The following is a 14,137-nucleotide window of genomic DNA, read 5'->3' on the forward strand; positions in this document are numbered from 1 at the left end:
CGGGCGATCAGAGCGCCGGCCACGGCGCGCCGCGATGGAGCACCTCGGCCTCGTCGGTGAAGGTGCCGTCGGGGCTGTGCAGGACGAGGGGCGGCAGCAGGCTCGGCAAGGCGCGGCTGCCGCGGGTCGCCGCGATCAGCACGCGGATCGCGGGCACGTCGCCGCGGGGATGGACCGGGCGGATCGCCAGCCCGCCGTAGCGGCCCCGGAGGGCGTCGAGGCAGGCCGGGAGGGCGTCCGCCCGGTGGATGAGGCCGAGGCGCCCGCCGGGCCGCAGGATCGCCGTGCAGGCGCGGATCCAGGCGTCGAGATCGCCGCCCGCGAAGGTGTGGGCGGCGGCGCGGCCCGGATGCGGCGAGGCGCGGTGATCGCCGGCCGCGAAGAACGGCGGGTTGGTGAGCACGACGTCGAAACTGTCCGGCAGCAGACCGGCGGCGCGGCGTTCCGCCGCGGGTGCCAGCACGTCGGCGACCACGATCCGCGCGTCGATGCCGTTGAGGGCCGCGTTGGCGCGGGCCAGATCGGCGAGTGCCGGGTCGCGCTCGACCAGGGTCGGCCGGAGCCCCGGCGCCAGGGCCGCGCAGGCGAGGCCGACGGCGCCGGTCCCGGCGCCGACGTCGCAGAGCCGGTCCCCGGCGCGCGGCGCGAGCAGCCGGGCGAGCAGCACCGCGTCGGTCCCGGCGCGGTGCGCCCCCCGCGGCGGCTGGTGCAGGCGCAGGCGGCCGCCGAGGAAGGGATCGGCGCCGCTGTCGGCCTCGGCGGTCACGGCTGGCGCAGCTCGTGGGCGATGCCGGCATCGGTCAGCAGGCGGCGGGCCTGGGCCTCGTGGTCGCGCGGCACGAGGAGGCGCTGACCGAAGACGCCGATCGACCCCTCCATCAGGCTCATGTGACTGTCGGCCACGAGGACCGGGATCTCGGCCGCCTCGAGGACCGAGCGGGCGAACCCGATCAGCACGACGTCGTTGGCCCGGATCAGCTCGATCATCGCGGCGCGGCTCCGGAACAGGCGGGGATCGGCGGTTTCGTCGCGTGAGATCCGCGCTGGCGACACCCCATATCCGGCCGGCGACGATGTTGCGGCGCCGCGGGGCGCGTGCGAAGGGATCGCCCGCCCCCTGCGGGGCGACCGGTCTGGAGGTCACGGATCTTGGGTATGGCCCTCTCCATCGAGAATCCGAAGCCCGAGGCGGAGGCGGGGCTCAACGACCTCGTCGCGCTGGTGGCCGACGGCATGGCGCGGGTCAACACCACGATCCTGTCGCGGACGGGATCGGACGTGGCGATGATCCCCGAGGTCGCCAACCACCTGATCGCCTCCGGCGGCAAGCGCCTGCGCCCGATCCTGACGCTGGCCTGCGCCCGGCTCTGCGGCTACGCGGGCGCCACCGACGGCGACGTGAAGCTCGCCGCCAGCGTCGAGTTCATGCACACTGCCACGCTCCTCCACGACGACGTGGTCGACGAGAGCGACATGCGCCGCGGCCGCGTCGCGGCCCGGATCAAGTGGGGCAACGAGGCCTCCGTGCTGGTCGGCGACTTCCTGCTCGGCCAGGCCTTCCGGATGATGGTGGAGGTCGGCTCGCTCAAGGCGCTCGACATCCTCTCGGCCGCCGCCACGGTGATCGCCGAGGGCGAGGTGATGCAGCTCACCAACGCCAAGAACCTGGAGACCGACGAGGCCGCCTACCTCGCGGTGATCCGCGGCAAGACCGCCGAGCTGTTCGCCGCCGCCTGCGAGGTCGGGCCGGTGCTCGCCGGCCGGTCCGAGGCCGAGCAGGCGGCCGCCCGGTCCTACGGGATGAATCTCGGCATCGCCTTTCAGTTGATCGACGACGTGCTCGACTACGGCGGCACCTCCGCGGAGCTCGGCAAGAACGTCGGCGACGATTTCCGCGAGGGCAAGATCACCCTGCCGATCGTGCTGGCCTATCGCCGGGCCAGCGAGGGCGAGCGCGGCTTCTGGCGGCGCACCCTGCAGCAGGGCGAGATCGGCGAGACCGACCTGGAGACCGCCCTCGACCTCCTGCAGCGCCACGGCGCCCTGGAGGAGACCGTGGCCCGCGCCCACCATTACGGCGCCGAGGCCCGGGCCGCCCTCGACATCTTCCCGGACGGGCCCGTCAAGGCGGCGCTCCTCGGGGCCGTCGAGTTCTGCGTGGCGCGGGCGCGCTGAGGGCGGGCGCTCTCGGCTCCCGCGTCGACGGCGACCGACCTCCGCCAGCTTGACGGCGCGCGTCGGCCTCACCGCGTCACGGGCCCGAGGGCCTCGGTGAGGGCGGGGGCGAGGTCGCGCAGCTCCGCGAGATGCGCGTCCGTGAGGGTCCGCAGCAGGGCCTCGGCGCGCGGCGTCAGCGACAGCTCGCTGCGCCGCCTGTCCTCGACGGCGCGGGTCTTGGTCAGCAGGCCGGCCTCCACCATGCGGGAGACCAGCTCGGCCGCGCTGTGGGGGGCGATGAGCAGCTGCTCGGCCAGCAGGCCGACCGTGGCGGGCGCGCGCCCGACGTGGCCCGCGAGCGTCAGCAGCGCCTGATGCTGCTGCGGCGGCAGCCCCGTCCGGGCCGCCGCGGCCTCGCTGAACGCCAGGAAGCGGCGGAGACGGAAGCGGAAATCCGCCAGCGCCGCGTACTGCTCCCGCGACAGTGCCGCCGTTCCGGGGGCATCGGCCTCCATGATCGCCTCCGTGGTGAATCGTCCGAGCCGCCGATGCTGCGTCGTATCGGCAGTCCTGTCCCGGCTGCAACGGTCGAGCCATTGTCGAATATATCGGATCACGACATAAGTGCCGCCGCGACGAAAGGAGGCCCTGATGATCGGCGGGACTGGGAGCGGGAGCGGGGACGGCAGGCCGTCGCGGCGGGCGCTGGGAGATTTCAGCGCGGACCGGCGGGTCCTGACGCTGGCCGGCATGGCGGTCGTCACCGGGACCGCCGCCAGCGGCACCGCCTGGATCCTGCTCACGCTGATCGGCGTCGTGACCAACCTCGCTTGGTACGGCCGGCTCGACGCCGACCTGACCTCCCTGGCCGGCGCGGCGCCGGGGCCCTGGATGGTGGCGATCCCGGTGATCGGGGCGCTGATCGTCGGCGCCATGGCGCGCTACGGCTCGGAGAAGATCCGCGGCCACGGGATCCCGGAGGCGATGGAGGCGATCCTGATCGGCGGCAGCCGGATGTCGCCCAAGGTCGCCGTGCTCAAGCCGCTCTCCTCGGCGGTGGCGATCGGCACCGGCGGCCCGTTCGGCGCCGAGGGGCCGATCATCGTGACGGGCGGCGCGGTCGGCTCGCTCTTCGCCCAGTTCTTCCATCTCAGCGCCGCCGAGCGGAAGACCCTGCTGGTGGCGGGCGCGGCGGCCGGAATGACCGCCATCTTCGGGACGCCCGTGGCGGCCGTGCTGCTCGCCGTGGAGGTCCTGCTGTTCGAGTGGCGGCCGCGCAGCCTCGTCCCGGTGACCGTCGGGGCGGTCACGGCGGCCTGCTGGCGGCCGGCCCTGTTCGGCGCCGGCCCGCTCTTCCCCTTCGCCGACAATCCGGCCCTGCCCTGGTGGGGGCTGCCCGCCTGCGCGCTGCTCGGGGTCGCATGCGGCCTGATCTCGGGGGCGCTGACCCGGGCGCTCTACGCGCTGGAGGACGGTTTCGGGCGGCTTCCCCTCCACTGGATGTGGTGGCCCGCCCTCGGCGCCGTCGTGGTCGGGCTGGGCGGCCTCGTGGAGCCCCGGGCGCTCGGCGTCGGCTACGACGTCATCCACGACCTGCTCTCCGGCCACATGCTGGCGAACGCCGTCGTGCTGATCCTCGTGGTGAAGGCGGTGATCTGGCTCGCCGCCCTGTCGTCGGGCACGTCCGGAGGCGTGCTCGCGCCGCTGCTGATCCTCGGCGGCGCCGTCGGCTGGCTGATCGGCCTCCTCTTGCCGGGCGCCCACGGCTTCTGGGCGCTCATCGGCATGGCGGCGATGCTCGGCGGCACCCTGCCGGCGCCGCTGACCGGCGTCGTCTTCGCCGTCGAGGTGACCGGCGACGTCGCCGCCCTGGCGCCGCTGCTCGCCGCCACCATGGCGGCCTACGCGGTGACCGTCCTCCTCCTCAAGCGCTCGATCCTGACCGAGAAGATCGCCCGGCGCGGGCAGCACGTGACCCGGGAATACGGGATCGATCCCTACGAACTCGCCCGGGTCGAGGCGGTGATGACCCGCACGGTCGAGACCCTCGACGCGAACCTGCCCCTGGCCGACGCCCTCGCGGCGATCGAGACCGGTGCCCACCACGCCTATCCGGTGGTCGACGGCGCGGGCCGGCCCGTGGGTCTCGTCTCGCGCAGCGACGCCCTGCGCTGGACCCTGGAGGAGCGCGACGGCGAGGCCGAGGCGGGCACCCTCGGCGAGCGCGTCTCTGACGCCGATCTCGCCGTCGTCCATCCGGGCGACGTGGTCTCGCACGCCCTCGACGTGATGCTGTCGGCCGGGCAGGGGCGCCTGCCGGTCACCGATCCGCGCACCGGCGGCCTCGTCGGGCTCCTGACCCGCAAGGACCTGCTCCAGGTGCGCGCCACCGTGGTTCGGGCCGAAGCCGAGCGTCGCGCGTTCTACCGGAAGGGGCGGGGTGAGCGGCGCGCGCGGATCGAAGCATGACCCTGAACCTGCACCGTCCCGGCCGGACCACCCGCCTCGATCGGCTCGCGCCGGGCAGCGTCTACCTGATCGCCGGCCGGGACGGGCCGGATCTCGCCCTCGTCGTGCAGCGTGAGGGACGTCGGGAGGCCCTGCTGCTGAACCGCCGTCACGCGGTCGATGGCCACCTGCGGGTCGCGTCCGAGATCGCTCCCGAGGCCGACGTGCTGGCGCTGCCGGGGGCCGTCCTGGCGCCGAGCGGCGCCCTCGCGGACGTCGCCCTCGGCGTCACCGCCGCTCCGGCCGCGCTCCACCTCGGCGACGGCCGGGCGTATCTGCGCGGACGCATCTCGGACGGCCGGCTCGCGACCTTCGATGTCGGGACCGGTCGGGCCAGCGCGATCGATCCCGGCGACCTGCCGCGGGCGCGCGGCTGGCGCGTGATGGTGCCCGAGGGTCGCGGCGTCGTGACGGTGTACGAGGCGGAGCCCGGCTGAACGCCGCCCGCGGGCCGGGTCAGCGCAGGAATGTCGGCGCCACCCACCATCCCGGATGGGCGGCGCGCAGGGCGGCGGCGGCCCGGACGGCCGCGCGCCGGTCGGCGAACAGCGCGAAAACGGTCGCGCCGGAGCCCGACATCCGCGCGAGGCGGCAGCCCTGGGCGCGGAGGGCCGCCAGCGCGTCGCCGATCACCGGCGCCACGGTCAGGGCCGGCGCCTCCAGATCGTTGCGGGCCCCGGCCAGGGCCCGGAGCAGCGGGTCGCTCGCCATGGCCCGCGGGATCGTCGGGTGCGGCGCGCCCGCGAGATCCTGGCCGACGCTCAGGCCCAGCGCCTTGAAGACCGGGGCGGTGGGCACCGGAACGCCGGGATTGATCAGCACCGCGGGCAGCGGTGCGAGGCCGAGGACCGGCCCGATCGCCTCGCCCGCACCGCGCATCATCCGGGCCCGCGGGTCGAGGCAGACCGGCACGTCGGCGCCGGTCTCCCGCGCCACCGCGCCGACGGCCTCGTGGTCGAGGGGCAGCCCGTTGAGGCGCGCCAGCAGGCGCAGGGCCGCGGCGGCGTCGGAGGAGCCGCCGCCGATCCCCGCCGCGACCGGCAGGCGCTTCACCAAGTGGAAGGCGCCCACGCGCAGGCTCGGCACTCGCGCGGCGAGCCCCCGGGCGGCCCGCAGGACGAGGTTGTCGTCCGTCGGGCCGGCGGGGCCGGCGGTGGGGCCGCTGACGGTCAGGCTGAGCGGTGCCGCGGGATCCAGCGTCAGGCGGTCGGCCGTGCCCGCGAAGGCGACGAGGCTCTCGAGCACGTGGTAGCCGTCACCGACGCGGCGGCCGAGGACGTGGAGTGTCAGGTTGACCTTGGCGGGGGCGCGATCGGCGAGCAGGGTCACGGGGTCTCGGTCGGGTCGTGGCGATGTGTCCCGAGGCTCTACAGGCTCGCGGCCCGGAACAACAGCTCAGCTGCCGCCCCCGCCGAACACCCGGCGCGGCCGGTCGGGCCGGGCGTCGTTCGGGCGGATCACGGTCAGATCCTCGGCGAGTCCACCAGCCCGTCGCGTCCCGCGAGGCTCGACAGGGCGCCGGAGCGTCGGAGCCTCAGGATGCGGTGGTCCGCCAGGGGGCACGCCGCCGCCGATCCGCGCGGACCGGGCGCCCCGGCCTGCGGCCTGGGCGCCGCGCGATGGAGTCCGGGCCGTGGTGCCGGCGGATCCGATCCTCTAGGCTGTCGCGCATCATGGCGTTCACCGAATCCGTCGCCGCGGCGCTCCCGTGCCAGCGCCATCTCTTCGAGATGCCCGCCGACGTCAGCTACCTCGACGCCGCCGCCTGGTCGCCGCTGCCGCGGGCCGTTCGCGCGGCGGGCGAGGCGGGGATCCTGGTCAAGAGCCGTCCCTGGGACCATCCCCGCACGGCGGTCCCGCCCTGGGCCGAGCGGGCGCGCGCTGCGGCCGCCCGGCTGATCGGCGCCGGCTCGGACGAGATCGCGATCGTCGGCGCGGTCAGCCACGCCATGGCGGTGGCCGCCCGCAACCTGACCCTGAGGCCGGGCGGGCGCCTGCTCCGCGTGGCCGACGAGTTTCCGTCCCTGCGCTTCGCCTTCGATCGGCTGGCCGACCGGCAGGGTCTGGTGGTGGAGGAGGTGCCGCGCCCCCCGGACGGCGACTGGACCGCGGCGGTCGCGGCCGCGATCGACCGGCCGGGCGCCCCGCCGCTCGCCCTCGCCACCCTGACCCCGCTGCACTGGACCGACGGCAGCCTGATCGACCTCGATCGGCTCGCTCCCGCGGTCCACGCCGCCGGTGCGGCCCTGGTGATCGACGCCACGCAGGCCGTGGGCGCCGTGCCGGTCGACGTCGCCCGGTGGCGTCCGGACTTCCTGGCCTTCCCGACCTACAAGTGGGCTCTCGGACCGTACGGTCTCGCCTTCCTGTACGCAGCGCCGCACCGGCAGGACGGGGCGGCCATCGAGGAGCATATCGGGAACCGCCCGCCGGCCGCCGGTGCCCGCCGCTACGACCGGGGCGAGCTCAACGATCCGGTCGCGCTGTTCATGGCCGTGACCGGGCTGGAGCAGATAGCCGAATGGGGCGTGCCGGCCGTCGCCGCCCGGCTGCGCGGGCTGACGGACCGCTTGGCGGACGGGGCCGCCGGCCTCGGCCTGGCGCCGTTGCCGGCTTCCCTGCGGGCGCCGCACATCCTCGGTCTGCGGCCGCCCGTGGGTCTGCCGACGGGCCTCGTCGATCGCCTGCAGCGGGACCGGGTCTACGTGAGCGAGCGCTCCGGCGCGCTGCGCATCAGCCCGCACGTCTGGGCGGACGAGGACGACCTCGCGCGCTGCCTTGCCGCACTGTCCGGTGCCTTCCGGGGGATCACCTGAGACGGTCCGGAAACGGACGCTCCGGCATGAGCGCCGGGCCGGGAGAGAGTCGCGAGACGATGCCGCGCCGCCGAATGCTTCCCGGCGCCGGCGCCCGGCCCGCGCGCCCACACGGAGACCGTCCACCCCCACATGACCGATTCGATGCCGCGTCCCGGTGATCGGCTCCGGCTCCCGGGCGCCGGCCGCCTCCGCCTGCCCGGACCGATGCGTGCCGTCCTCTCGGGGCGGTTCGCCGTGATCCTGTCGGGCGAGCTGACCCAGAGCCTGTTCCACTTCCTCCTCAACATCCTGCTGGTGCGCGCGCTCGGCGCGCACGATTACGGCCTGTTCGCCATCGTCTTCGCGGTCGGGGCGGTCGGCATCACCTACATCCGGGCCCTGGTGGCGGTCCCGGCGACGATCCACGTCGCCCGGAGCCTGGGGCGTCCGGCGGCGCTCGGCTACGACGTGATGTTCGGCTCGGGCGCGGTGCTGGTCTCCGGCCTCATGGCGGTCGCCGTCGGCCTTCTGCTGATCCCGGTGATCGGCCTCGGCGCCCTCGCGGCCGGGGCTTTCGTGGGCCTCTACGCCTTCCGCAGCTACCTGCGGATCGTGCTCCTCGCCCGCGGCCGGCCCCGGATCGCCGGCCTGAGCGACCTGGTCTACGCGGTCTGCGGCGGTCTCCTCGTCGCGCGCTGGCTGAACGGGGAGGGCACGGCCCTTCTCGATCGGGCCTTCGCGGCGATCGCGCTCGCGCACGCGGTCGCGATCGCGGTGGCCTACGCGGCGCTGCGCGAGCGGATCCGCTTCTCGCTGCACGCGCGGGCGCGCGCCCGCTACCGGGCCATCTGGCGGACCCTGGCGTGGTCGCTCGCCGGCGTCACCAGCCTGACGGTCCAGGGTCAGGGGCTGACCCTGCTGCTGGCGCTCCTGGCCGGGCCCGCCGCCTACGCGCCGATCGCCGCCACGATCGTGCTCTACGCGCCGCTGCGCATCCCCGCGAGCGCGCTGCTGAACATGATCCTGCCCGAGATCAGCCGGTTGCTCGCGGCCGGGCAGGTCGATGCCGCCCGCCGGCTCGTCGTCCGCAACGGAATCCTGCTCGGCAGCACCTGTCTCGCCTACGGGGCGGTGATGGCGGCCGCCTTGCCGCTGGTCGAGGACATCCTGTTCAAGGGCCGGTTCGCCGCGCAGCCGATGGGCTGGATCGGGCTCGGTGTCTGGGCGGTGGTGACCGTGTCGCTGCTCTACGCGATCCCGCGGGCCTATCTCGAGGCCTCGGCGGCGTTCCGGACCATCACGGCGGGCGCGGTGGCGAGCGCCGCCCTCGGGATGGCCGTGATGGTGCCGGCGCTGCTGCTGCTGCCGCCCGCCACCGCGCTCGCCGGCCTGCTGGCCTCCGAGGTTGCGACGCTGGTCTGGTCGGTCTCGGCCTTCCGGACCCTGGCGCGGCGCCCGGGGCCGGCGCGGCCCCTCGGTGCCCCGTGACGGGCCCGCCGCTCAGCGCAGCGCGAGCAGGGCCGGCGCCAGTCTCCGCAGCGCCGGCGTCCGGCTGTAGACCCAGAGCGGATTGTGCTGGACCACGTCGGTGCACAGGCCGCGCTTGAACTCGAAGACGGGCCGGTTCGCCGCCGGATCGATGCCGCCGAAATCGAAGACCCGGCAGCCCTCTTCCTTCGCTCGCTCCACGAAGCGCCAGACCGCGAGGGTCGCGGCGCCCGTCGCGCGGGCCCGCTCGTTCGAGGCCGTGTAGAAATCCGTGCAGCGGCTGTCCGACAGGTGCGCGATCCGCACGAGGACGCGCCGTCCGTTCTCGCGGACGTCGAGGAACAGCAGGTGCTCGTCCTCGGCCGCGATGTCGCGGTAGGCCTGCGGCTGCAGCGTCGTGGCGAAGCCCTTGCGCTCGCGCAGGGCCGCGAACATCGCGGTGAAGTCGTCGAAGGCTTCGAGGCGCTCGGCCCTGTCCTCGAGGAAATGCGTCGTCACCTCGGCGTTCCGCTCGGCCTTGCGCAGGGCCTTGCGCCAGCGCGGCTCCATGCCGGCCTGGATGGCGTCGAGATCCTGGGTCAGGTCGAGCTCGAGGGTGTGGTCGGGCGCGCCGATCACCGGGGCGAAGCCGTGCATCAGCAGCGCCAGCGTCGCGTCGCGGGTCTCGAACTGCTCGTAGTCGACGGCGAGGACGTCGAGCCGGCCGAGCGCGAGGTGGTCGATGAACGCGGCGAACACCGCCTCCGCGCGGTGCGCGCCCGCGGCGGTCAGCAGCGGGCCGCCCTGGACGTGGATGAACCGCGCCGGCCCCTTCCGGCGCGTCTGCCACTGGACGAAGGCGAGGTCCGCGCCGTCGCCGGACACGACCGCCCGCCGCACCTCCAGGCCGCGCCGCGCCTTGTAGGTGCCCCAGGGGCTGCCGCAATAGATGTTGGCGCCCGGGCAGGCCCAGACCCGCCGGTCCCAGTCCAGGGCATCCGCGGTCTCCTGAACCGCGAGCTTGGCCGCCATGTCGCTCCTCGTCCTCGCGCCCCGTCCCGGCCGGGCAGGGTTTCCCGCGCCGCACGCCTCATCGGTCAGGCGCCACCGCAATGCATCCTCGCGCGGCCGATCGTCCACAGGGTGACGGTGGCCGCGCGGGTCGGTTTCCGCTGCGTCGCGAGCGGGGCTCCGGTACCCGGGCGGCCGGGGCCGGTGAGGGGACGAGCCCGGGCCGGTCGTTGCGCGGCGCCGGCAGCAGGGCCGGCCGCGGCGCTTGGCCACGGACCGCGGGCGAGCAGGAGGTCGTCCCGGTAACCCCGAGGGCGCCCGCGCTCAGGGCGGACGCCTGTTCCGGACCGACGCCGGTCCTGCGGGGACGCGCGGGGATCCTAGGCGGCCGGTCGCGCCGGCGCGTCCGCGGCGCGGGACGGATCCGTCGCCGTCGGGCGGCGCAGCGTCGTCCGGACCATGGCCTCGATGCCCTCCGCCGCCGAGGCCTCCGAGAACAGGCTCAGGTAGCGCGCCCGGGCCGCCCGGCCGAAGTCGCGCCAGCGCGCCGGGTCGGCGACCAGATCCGCCAGCACGGCGGCGATCGGCTCCGGGCCGCCCGGCGGGACGATCCAGCCGGTCTTCCCGTCCTCCACCACCTCGGGCAGGCCGCCGATCGCCGTGACGAGCGGCGGCACGCCGTAGGACATCGCCTCGATCGCTACGCGGCCGAGGGATTCGGGCCGCTGCGACGGCATCGTGACCACGTCGGCCCAGCGGTAGAGGGCGGTGGGATCGGCCACGAACGGCTCGAGCGTGACCTGCGCGGCGAGCCCCGCCTCGGCGATCCGCCCGACCAGGGCCCGCTCGCGGGCCTCGTCCTCGAAGGCGCTGCCGACGATGCGCAGCGCGATCCGCCGACGCACGGGCTCCGGCAGGGAGGCCAGCGCCTCCACGAGGACGTCCTGGCCCTTGATCCGGCTGATCCGGCCGAGCATCAGCACGCGGAGCGGGCGGGCGCCGACGTAGGCGCTCCGATTCGGCTCGGCGGGACCCGCGATCCCGTTGTAGACGACCCGGGCGGTCGCCCCGCGGGGCAGGGCGTAGGCCCGCTCGGTGGCGCGCGAGTTGAACACCACGTTGGCGCCGCTCCAGCGGATCAGCCCGCGCAGGACCTTCAGCACGGCGCCTTCGGGGATCTCGTGGACGTGGACGATGCTCCGGCCGGGGACCAGCCGGGCGGCCAGCAGGTAGTCGGCCACCACGGTGGTGTTGATGTAGACGAGGTCGCTCGCGCGGATGCGGCGCCACGCACGGATCATCGCGATGGGCAGAGCCATCAGACCCAGGGTTACGAGGCGCGCCAGGTTCTTGCGCCGCAGGATCCAGAGCGGGGCGATCACGATCTCGCTGGCGAAGGGCTCCAGCGCGGCCACGATCGGCCCGCGTCGCGGCAGCACCACGTCGATCCGCGCACCCGGATGGGCGGCCCGGATCGTGCGGACGGTCTCGATGAAGCAGCGATCCGAGCCGTACAGCTCGAATCCCTGGTGGACGCACGTGATCCGAAGCTCCGCAGCGGCGTTGCCGACGGCCCGCAGCGCGGGGGCGGCAGCACGATCGCTGTCGCGCGCCGCTCTCAGTCCGAAGTTATCTACCATAAGATGATTTCTGTATTGAATAAACAACTAGCAGTTGTAGAGACCGGTCGTCGGGATTGTATCCTTCGGATCTACAATAGGGCCGACACATTGGAAAGGAAGTTTCATGCCTGACCGCGCACCGAAACTACTTATTCTCGGAACGCGCGGTATCCCGGCCGCCCACGGTGGTTTCGAGACTTTCGCGGAACGTCTCGCGCTCTACTTGGTCGAACGCGGCTGGCAGGTCGGCGTGTACTGCCAGAGGGATGTCGAGGCGGTGCGGGACCGCATCGTGCGGAGCACCTGGAACGGCGTCGAACTGATCACCGTGGAGATCGGCCTGCGCGGTCCCGTCGCGACGCTCGCCTTCGACGCGATCTGCGCCCACGACGCCGCGACCCGCGGCGGCGTCTGCCTCGTGCTCGGCTACAACGGCGCCGCATTCCTGCCCTACCTGCGGGCGCGGGGCGGGCGTATCCTGACCAACATGGACGGGATCGAGTGGCGCCGTCCGAAATGGTCGCTGCCCGTGCGCGCCTTCTTCTACGTCAGCGAGTGGATCGCCGCGTGGTCCTCGCAGCGGCTGGTGGCGGACCATCCCGTCATCGCCGACCACCTCGCCCGTCGCAGGCCGCGCGGCGCCATCGCGACCATCCCGTACGGCGGCGATCCCCCGGCGGCCGATGTCGGACCGCCGCCCCTCGGCCTCGAGCCCGACCGCTACCTCGTCTCGATCGCCCGCATCGAGCCAGACAACAACATCCTGACGCTCGTCGAGGCCTTCTCGCGCCGTGCCCGCGGCGTGCGGCTGGTGGTGCTCGGCACGCTGCGGGTCGGCAACCCGTACCATCGCGCCGTGGAGGCAGCCGCCTCGCCGGAGGTGCTGTTCCCCGGGGCCATCTACGAGCCCGGGCAGGTCCAGGCCCTGCGGGTCCACGCGCGGGCCTACCTCCACGGCCACACCGTCGGCGGCACCAACCCGTCGCTGGTCGAGGCGCTCTGGGCGGGCAACGCCGTGGTCGCCCACGACAATCCGTTCAACCGGGGCACGGCTGGCGACGGTCAGTTCTACTTCTCGGATCCGGACAGCTGTGCCGCGGCGATCGAGCGTGTGCTCTCCGACGGGGCCGCGGTCGCGGCGGCCCGCGCGGCGGCGCGGGCGCGCGCCGAGCAGTTCCGCTGGGATACCGTGCTGGCCTCGTACGAAGATGCGCTGCGCCGTGTCGGCGGCTACCCGCCGGCCCCGGACAACGCGGCGCGCGCCGCCGCGGCAGCGCCCGTCAGCGCCACGGCCGGTCCGGGATGGTAGGCCCCAGCCGCCGGTCGGTGCTGGCCGGCGTCCTCGCGGCGGGTGCGGGTGTCCGGCCTGTCCAGGGTAGTCCCGCGCCGGTCACCCTGCGCCGCGGCATCGCCCTCTGGCCCTGGTTCTCGCTGACCACCGAGTACCCGCCCCCGCGGACCGACTACGCGTGGCCGCCCTTCCAGGCCGGCCGGCCGGTGCCGACCCGCGACGACCTCGCCCGGATCGCCGGGTTCGGCTTCGACTTCGTGCGCCTGCCCCTCGATCCCGGGCCGTTCGTGGCCTTCACGGGGCCGCGGCGCGCCGAACTCCTCGGCACCTTGTCGGAGGCCGTCGACGCGGCGCTGGCGGCCGGGCTGCGCGTCCTGGTCAATGTCCAGGCGAACGCCGCGACCCACCACTACACGCCCGACGCGTTCTACGGCTCGGACCGGGCGCCGCTCTTCGCGGCCTATCGCGACCTCGTCGGAGACCTCGCGCGCCTGTGCGCGCGGAAGGGCACGGACCGCGTGGTCCTGGAGCCGGTGAACGAGCCGCCGCAGGCCTGCGGCGGCGGCGCCTGGAACCGGGTACAGGACGGGCTCCTGGCCGCGGCCCGCGCGGCCGCGCCGGCGCTCACCCTGGTGGCGACCGGCTCCTGCGGCAGCCTCGTCGCCGGCCTGACGGCTCTCGATCCGGCCGCGCTCGCGCGGTTCGCGCCGCTCCTCTACACATTCCACTTCTACGAGCCGTACCTGTTCTCCCACCAGGGGGCGACCTGGCTCACCGAGGAGCCGTTCTACCGCTGGCTCACCGCCGTGCCCTGGCCCGGGAGCCGCGGCACGCTGCGCGAGACCCTCGCGGCGGTGCGGGCGCGCATGGAGACGGACCGCACGGTGCCGCAGGCCGAGAAGGCGCGCGACCGCGCGGTGATCGAGGCGAAACTGCACGCGTATTTCGAGGCCGCGCCCGGCCCGGCCTACATCGCCGACGCGATGGCGCCGGTCGCGACCTGGGCGGACCTCTACGGGATCCCGCGCGGGCAGGTGCTGATGGGCGAGTTCGGCGCCCTGCGCACCGACGCCCGTTTCACGGCGTCCCGGGCGCCGGACCGGGCCGCCTACATCCGGGACGTGCGGCTGGCGGCGGAGGCGAACGGGTTCGCGTGGTCGTTCTGGAACCTGTTCGACGGCCTCGGCCTCATGGACGACGCGCACGTCGCCGATCCCGCCCTGATCGCGGCGCTCGGGCTGCGGGCCCGGCCCTGAGGCGGCCCTCGACCGATCCGCGGCACT

The 14,137-nt window shown here is 74.6% G+C and carries 13 protein-coding genes; 7 read left to right on the top strand and 6 right to left on the bottom strand.

The genetic code is table 11. From position 1 onward, the window contains the following. Window positions 1–7 precede the first annotated feature (7 nt). Window positions 8–766, bottom strand: coding sequence for a tRNA1(Val) (adenine(37)-N6)-methyltransferase (locus LXM90_RS05825; RefSeq protein ID WP_091679235.1), 759 nt, complete (start codon window positions 764–766; stop codon window positions 8–10). Next, complete coding sequence (locus LXM90_RS05830) at window positions 763–987, bottom strand: DUF2007 domain-containing protein (protein WP_026604550.1); 225 nt, start codon at window positions 985–987, stop codon at window positions 763–765. Before LXM90_RS05830 ends, LXM90_RS05825 begins: the two co-directional genes overlap by 4 nt. 168 nt (window positions 988–1,155) lie before the next feature. Between LXM90_RS05830 and LXM90_RS05835 the strand changes: the two genes are divergently transcribed. Beyond that, window positions 1,156–2,175, top strand: a complete 1,020-nt coding sequence (locus tag LXM90_RS05835; protein WP_020090702.1) for a polyprenyl synthetase family protein — start codon at window positions 1,156–1,158, stop codon at window positions 2,173–2,175. A gap of 68 nt (window positions 2,176–2,243) precedes the next feature. Here LXM90_RS05835 and LXM90_RS05840 read toward each other — a convergent pair whose 3' ends face one another. Further along, on the bottom strand, window positions 2,244–2,672 hold the full coding sequence (locus LXM90_RS05840) for a MarR family winged helix-turn-helix transcriptional regulator (RefSeq protein ID WP_234082008.1): 429 nt from the start codon (window positions 2,670–2,672) through the stop codon (window positions 2,244–2,246). Between the two features lie 136 nt (window positions 2,673–2,808). On the opposite strand from LXM90_RS05840, the gene LXM90_RS05845 reads away from it, so the two are divergent. Further along, entirely contained in the window at window positions 2,809–4,626 is a 1,818-nt protein-coding gene (locus LXM90_RS05845; RefSeq protein WP_234082011.1) for a chloride channel protein, read from the top strand. After that, complete coding sequence (locus LXM90_RS05850; RefSeq protein WP_234082012.1) at window positions 4,623–5,102, top strand: hypothetical protein; 480 nt, start codon at window positions 4,623–4,625, stop codon at window positions 5,100–5,102. Before LXM90_RS05845 ends, LXM90_RS05850 begins: the two co-directional genes overlap by 4 nt. Window positions 5,103–5,121: 19 nt before the next feature. On the opposite strand, the gene LXM90_RS05855 is transcribed toward LXM90_RS05850, so the two are convergent. Continuing rightward, window positions 5,122–5,994, bottom strand: coding sequence for a 4-(cytidine 5'-diphospho)-2-C-methyl-D-erythritol kinase (locus tag LXM90_RS05855; RefSeq protein WP_020090698.1), 873 nt, complete (start codon window positions 5,992–5,994; stop codon window positions 5,122–5,124). Window positions 5,995–6,338: 344 nt separating this feature from the next. On the opposite strand from LXM90_RS05855, the gene LXM90_RS05860 reads away from it, so the two are divergent. Both LXM90_RS05860 and LXM90_RS05865 read left to right on the top strand, forming a co-directional pair. Beyond that, complete coding sequence (locus LXM90_RS05860; RefSeq protein WP_020090697.1) at window positions 6,339–7,481, top strand: aminotransferase class V-fold PLP-dependent enzyme; 1,143 nt, start codon at window positions 6,339–6,341, stop codon at window positions 7,479–7,481. Between the two features lie 132 nt (window positions 7,482–7,613). After that, window positions 7,614–8,951 carry a hypothetical protein gene (locus LXM90_RS05865; protein WP_234082013.1) on the top strand — a complete coding sequence of 446 codons (1,338 nt, stop codon included), beginning with the start codon at window positions 7,614–7,616 and terminating at the stop codon, window positions 8,949–8,951. Window positions 8,952–8,963: 12 nt separating this feature from the next. On the opposite strand, the gene LXM90_RS05870 is transcribed toward LXM90_RS05865, so the two are convergent. After that, window positions 8,964–9,962 (bottom strand): lipid II:glycine glycyltransferase FemX, encoded by a 999-nt coding sequence (locus tag LXM90_RS05870; protein WP_020090695.1) that lies wholly within the window; start codon window positions 9,960–9,962, stop codon window positions 8,964–8,966. Between the two features lie 359 nt (window positions 9,963–10,321). Beyond that, entirely contained in the window at window positions 10,322–11,581 is a 1,260-nt protein-coding gene (locus LXM90_RS05875; protein WP_234082014.1) for a glycosyltransferase family 4 protein, read from the bottom strand. 106 nt (window positions 11,582–11,687) lie between these two features. Between LXM90_RS05875 and LXM90_RS05880 the strand changes: the two genes are divergently transcribed. Then, complete coding sequence (locus LXM90_RS05880; RefSeq protein ID WP_026604548.1) at window positions 11,688–12,872, top strand: DUF1972 domain-containing protein; 1,185 nt, start codon at window positions 11,688–11,690, stop codon at window positions 12,870–12,872. Continuing rightward, the gene (locus LXM90_RS05885) at window positions 12,866–14,110 is read left to right on the top strand and encodes a glycoside hydrolase family 5 protein (RefSeq protein ID WP_234082017.1); all 1,245 of its coding nucleotides are present in this window, start codon (window positions 12,866–12,868) and stop codon (window positions 14,108–14,110) included. The genes LXM90_RS05880 and LXM90_RS05885 overlap by 7 nt, the downstream gene beginning before the upstream one ends. Window positions 14,111–14,137: the final 27 nt, after the last annotated feature.

The sequence above is a fragment of the Methylobacterium oryzae genome, from assembly GCF_021398735.1.
Taxonomy (GTDB): domain Bacteria; phylum Pseudomonadota; class Alphaproteobacteria; order Rhizobiales; family Beijerinckiaceae; genus Methylobacterium.

Bases quoted from the DNA above. Each gene is read 5' to 3' on its own strand.
- LXM90_RS05830 (WP_026604550.1), bottom strand. From the start codon at position 987: ATGATCGAGCTGATCCGGGCCAACGACGTCGTGCTGATCGGGTTCGCC.
- LXM90_RS05885 (WP_234082017.1), top strand. From the start codon at position 12,866: ATGGTAGGCCCCAGCCGCCGGTCGGTGCTGGCCGGCGTCCTCGCGGCG.
- LXM90_RS05860 (WP_020090697.1), top strand. From the start codon at position 6,339: ATGGCGTTCACCGAATCCGTCGCCGCGGCGCTCCCGTGCCAGCGCCAT.
- LXM90_RS05865 (WP_234082013.1), top strand. From the start codon at position 7,614: ATGACCGATTCGATGCCGCGTCCCGGTGATCGGCTCCGGCTCCCGGGC.
- LXM90_RS05850 (WP_234082012.1), top strand. From the start codon at position 4,623: ATGACCCTGAACCTGCACCGTCCCGGCCGGACCACCCGCCTCGATCGG.
- LXM90_RS05880 (WP_026604548.1), top strand. From the start codon at position 11,688: ATGCCTGACCGCGCACCGAAACTACTTATTCTCGGAACGCGCGGTATC.
- LXM90_RS05840 (WP_234082008.1), bottom strand. From the start codon at position 2,672: ATGGAGGCCGATGCCCCCGGAACGGCGGCACTGTCGCGGGAGCAGTAC.
- LXM90_RS05845 (WP_234082011.1), top strand. From the start codon at position 2,809: ATGATCGGCGGGACTGGGAGCGGGAGCGGGGACGGCAGGCCGTCGCGG.
- LXM90_RS05875 (WP_234082014.1), bottom strand. From the start codon at position 11,581: ATGGTAGATAACTTCGGACTGAGAGCGGCGCGCGACAGCGATCGTGCT.
- LXM90_RS05835 (WP_020090702.1), top strand. From the start codon at position 1,156: ATGGCCCTCTCCATCGAGAATCCGAAGCCCGAGGCGGAGGCGGGGCTC.
- LXM90_RS05870 (WP_020090695.1), bottom strand. From the start codon at position 9,962: ATGGCGGCCAAGCTCGCGGTTCAGGAGACCGCGGATGCCCTGGACTGG.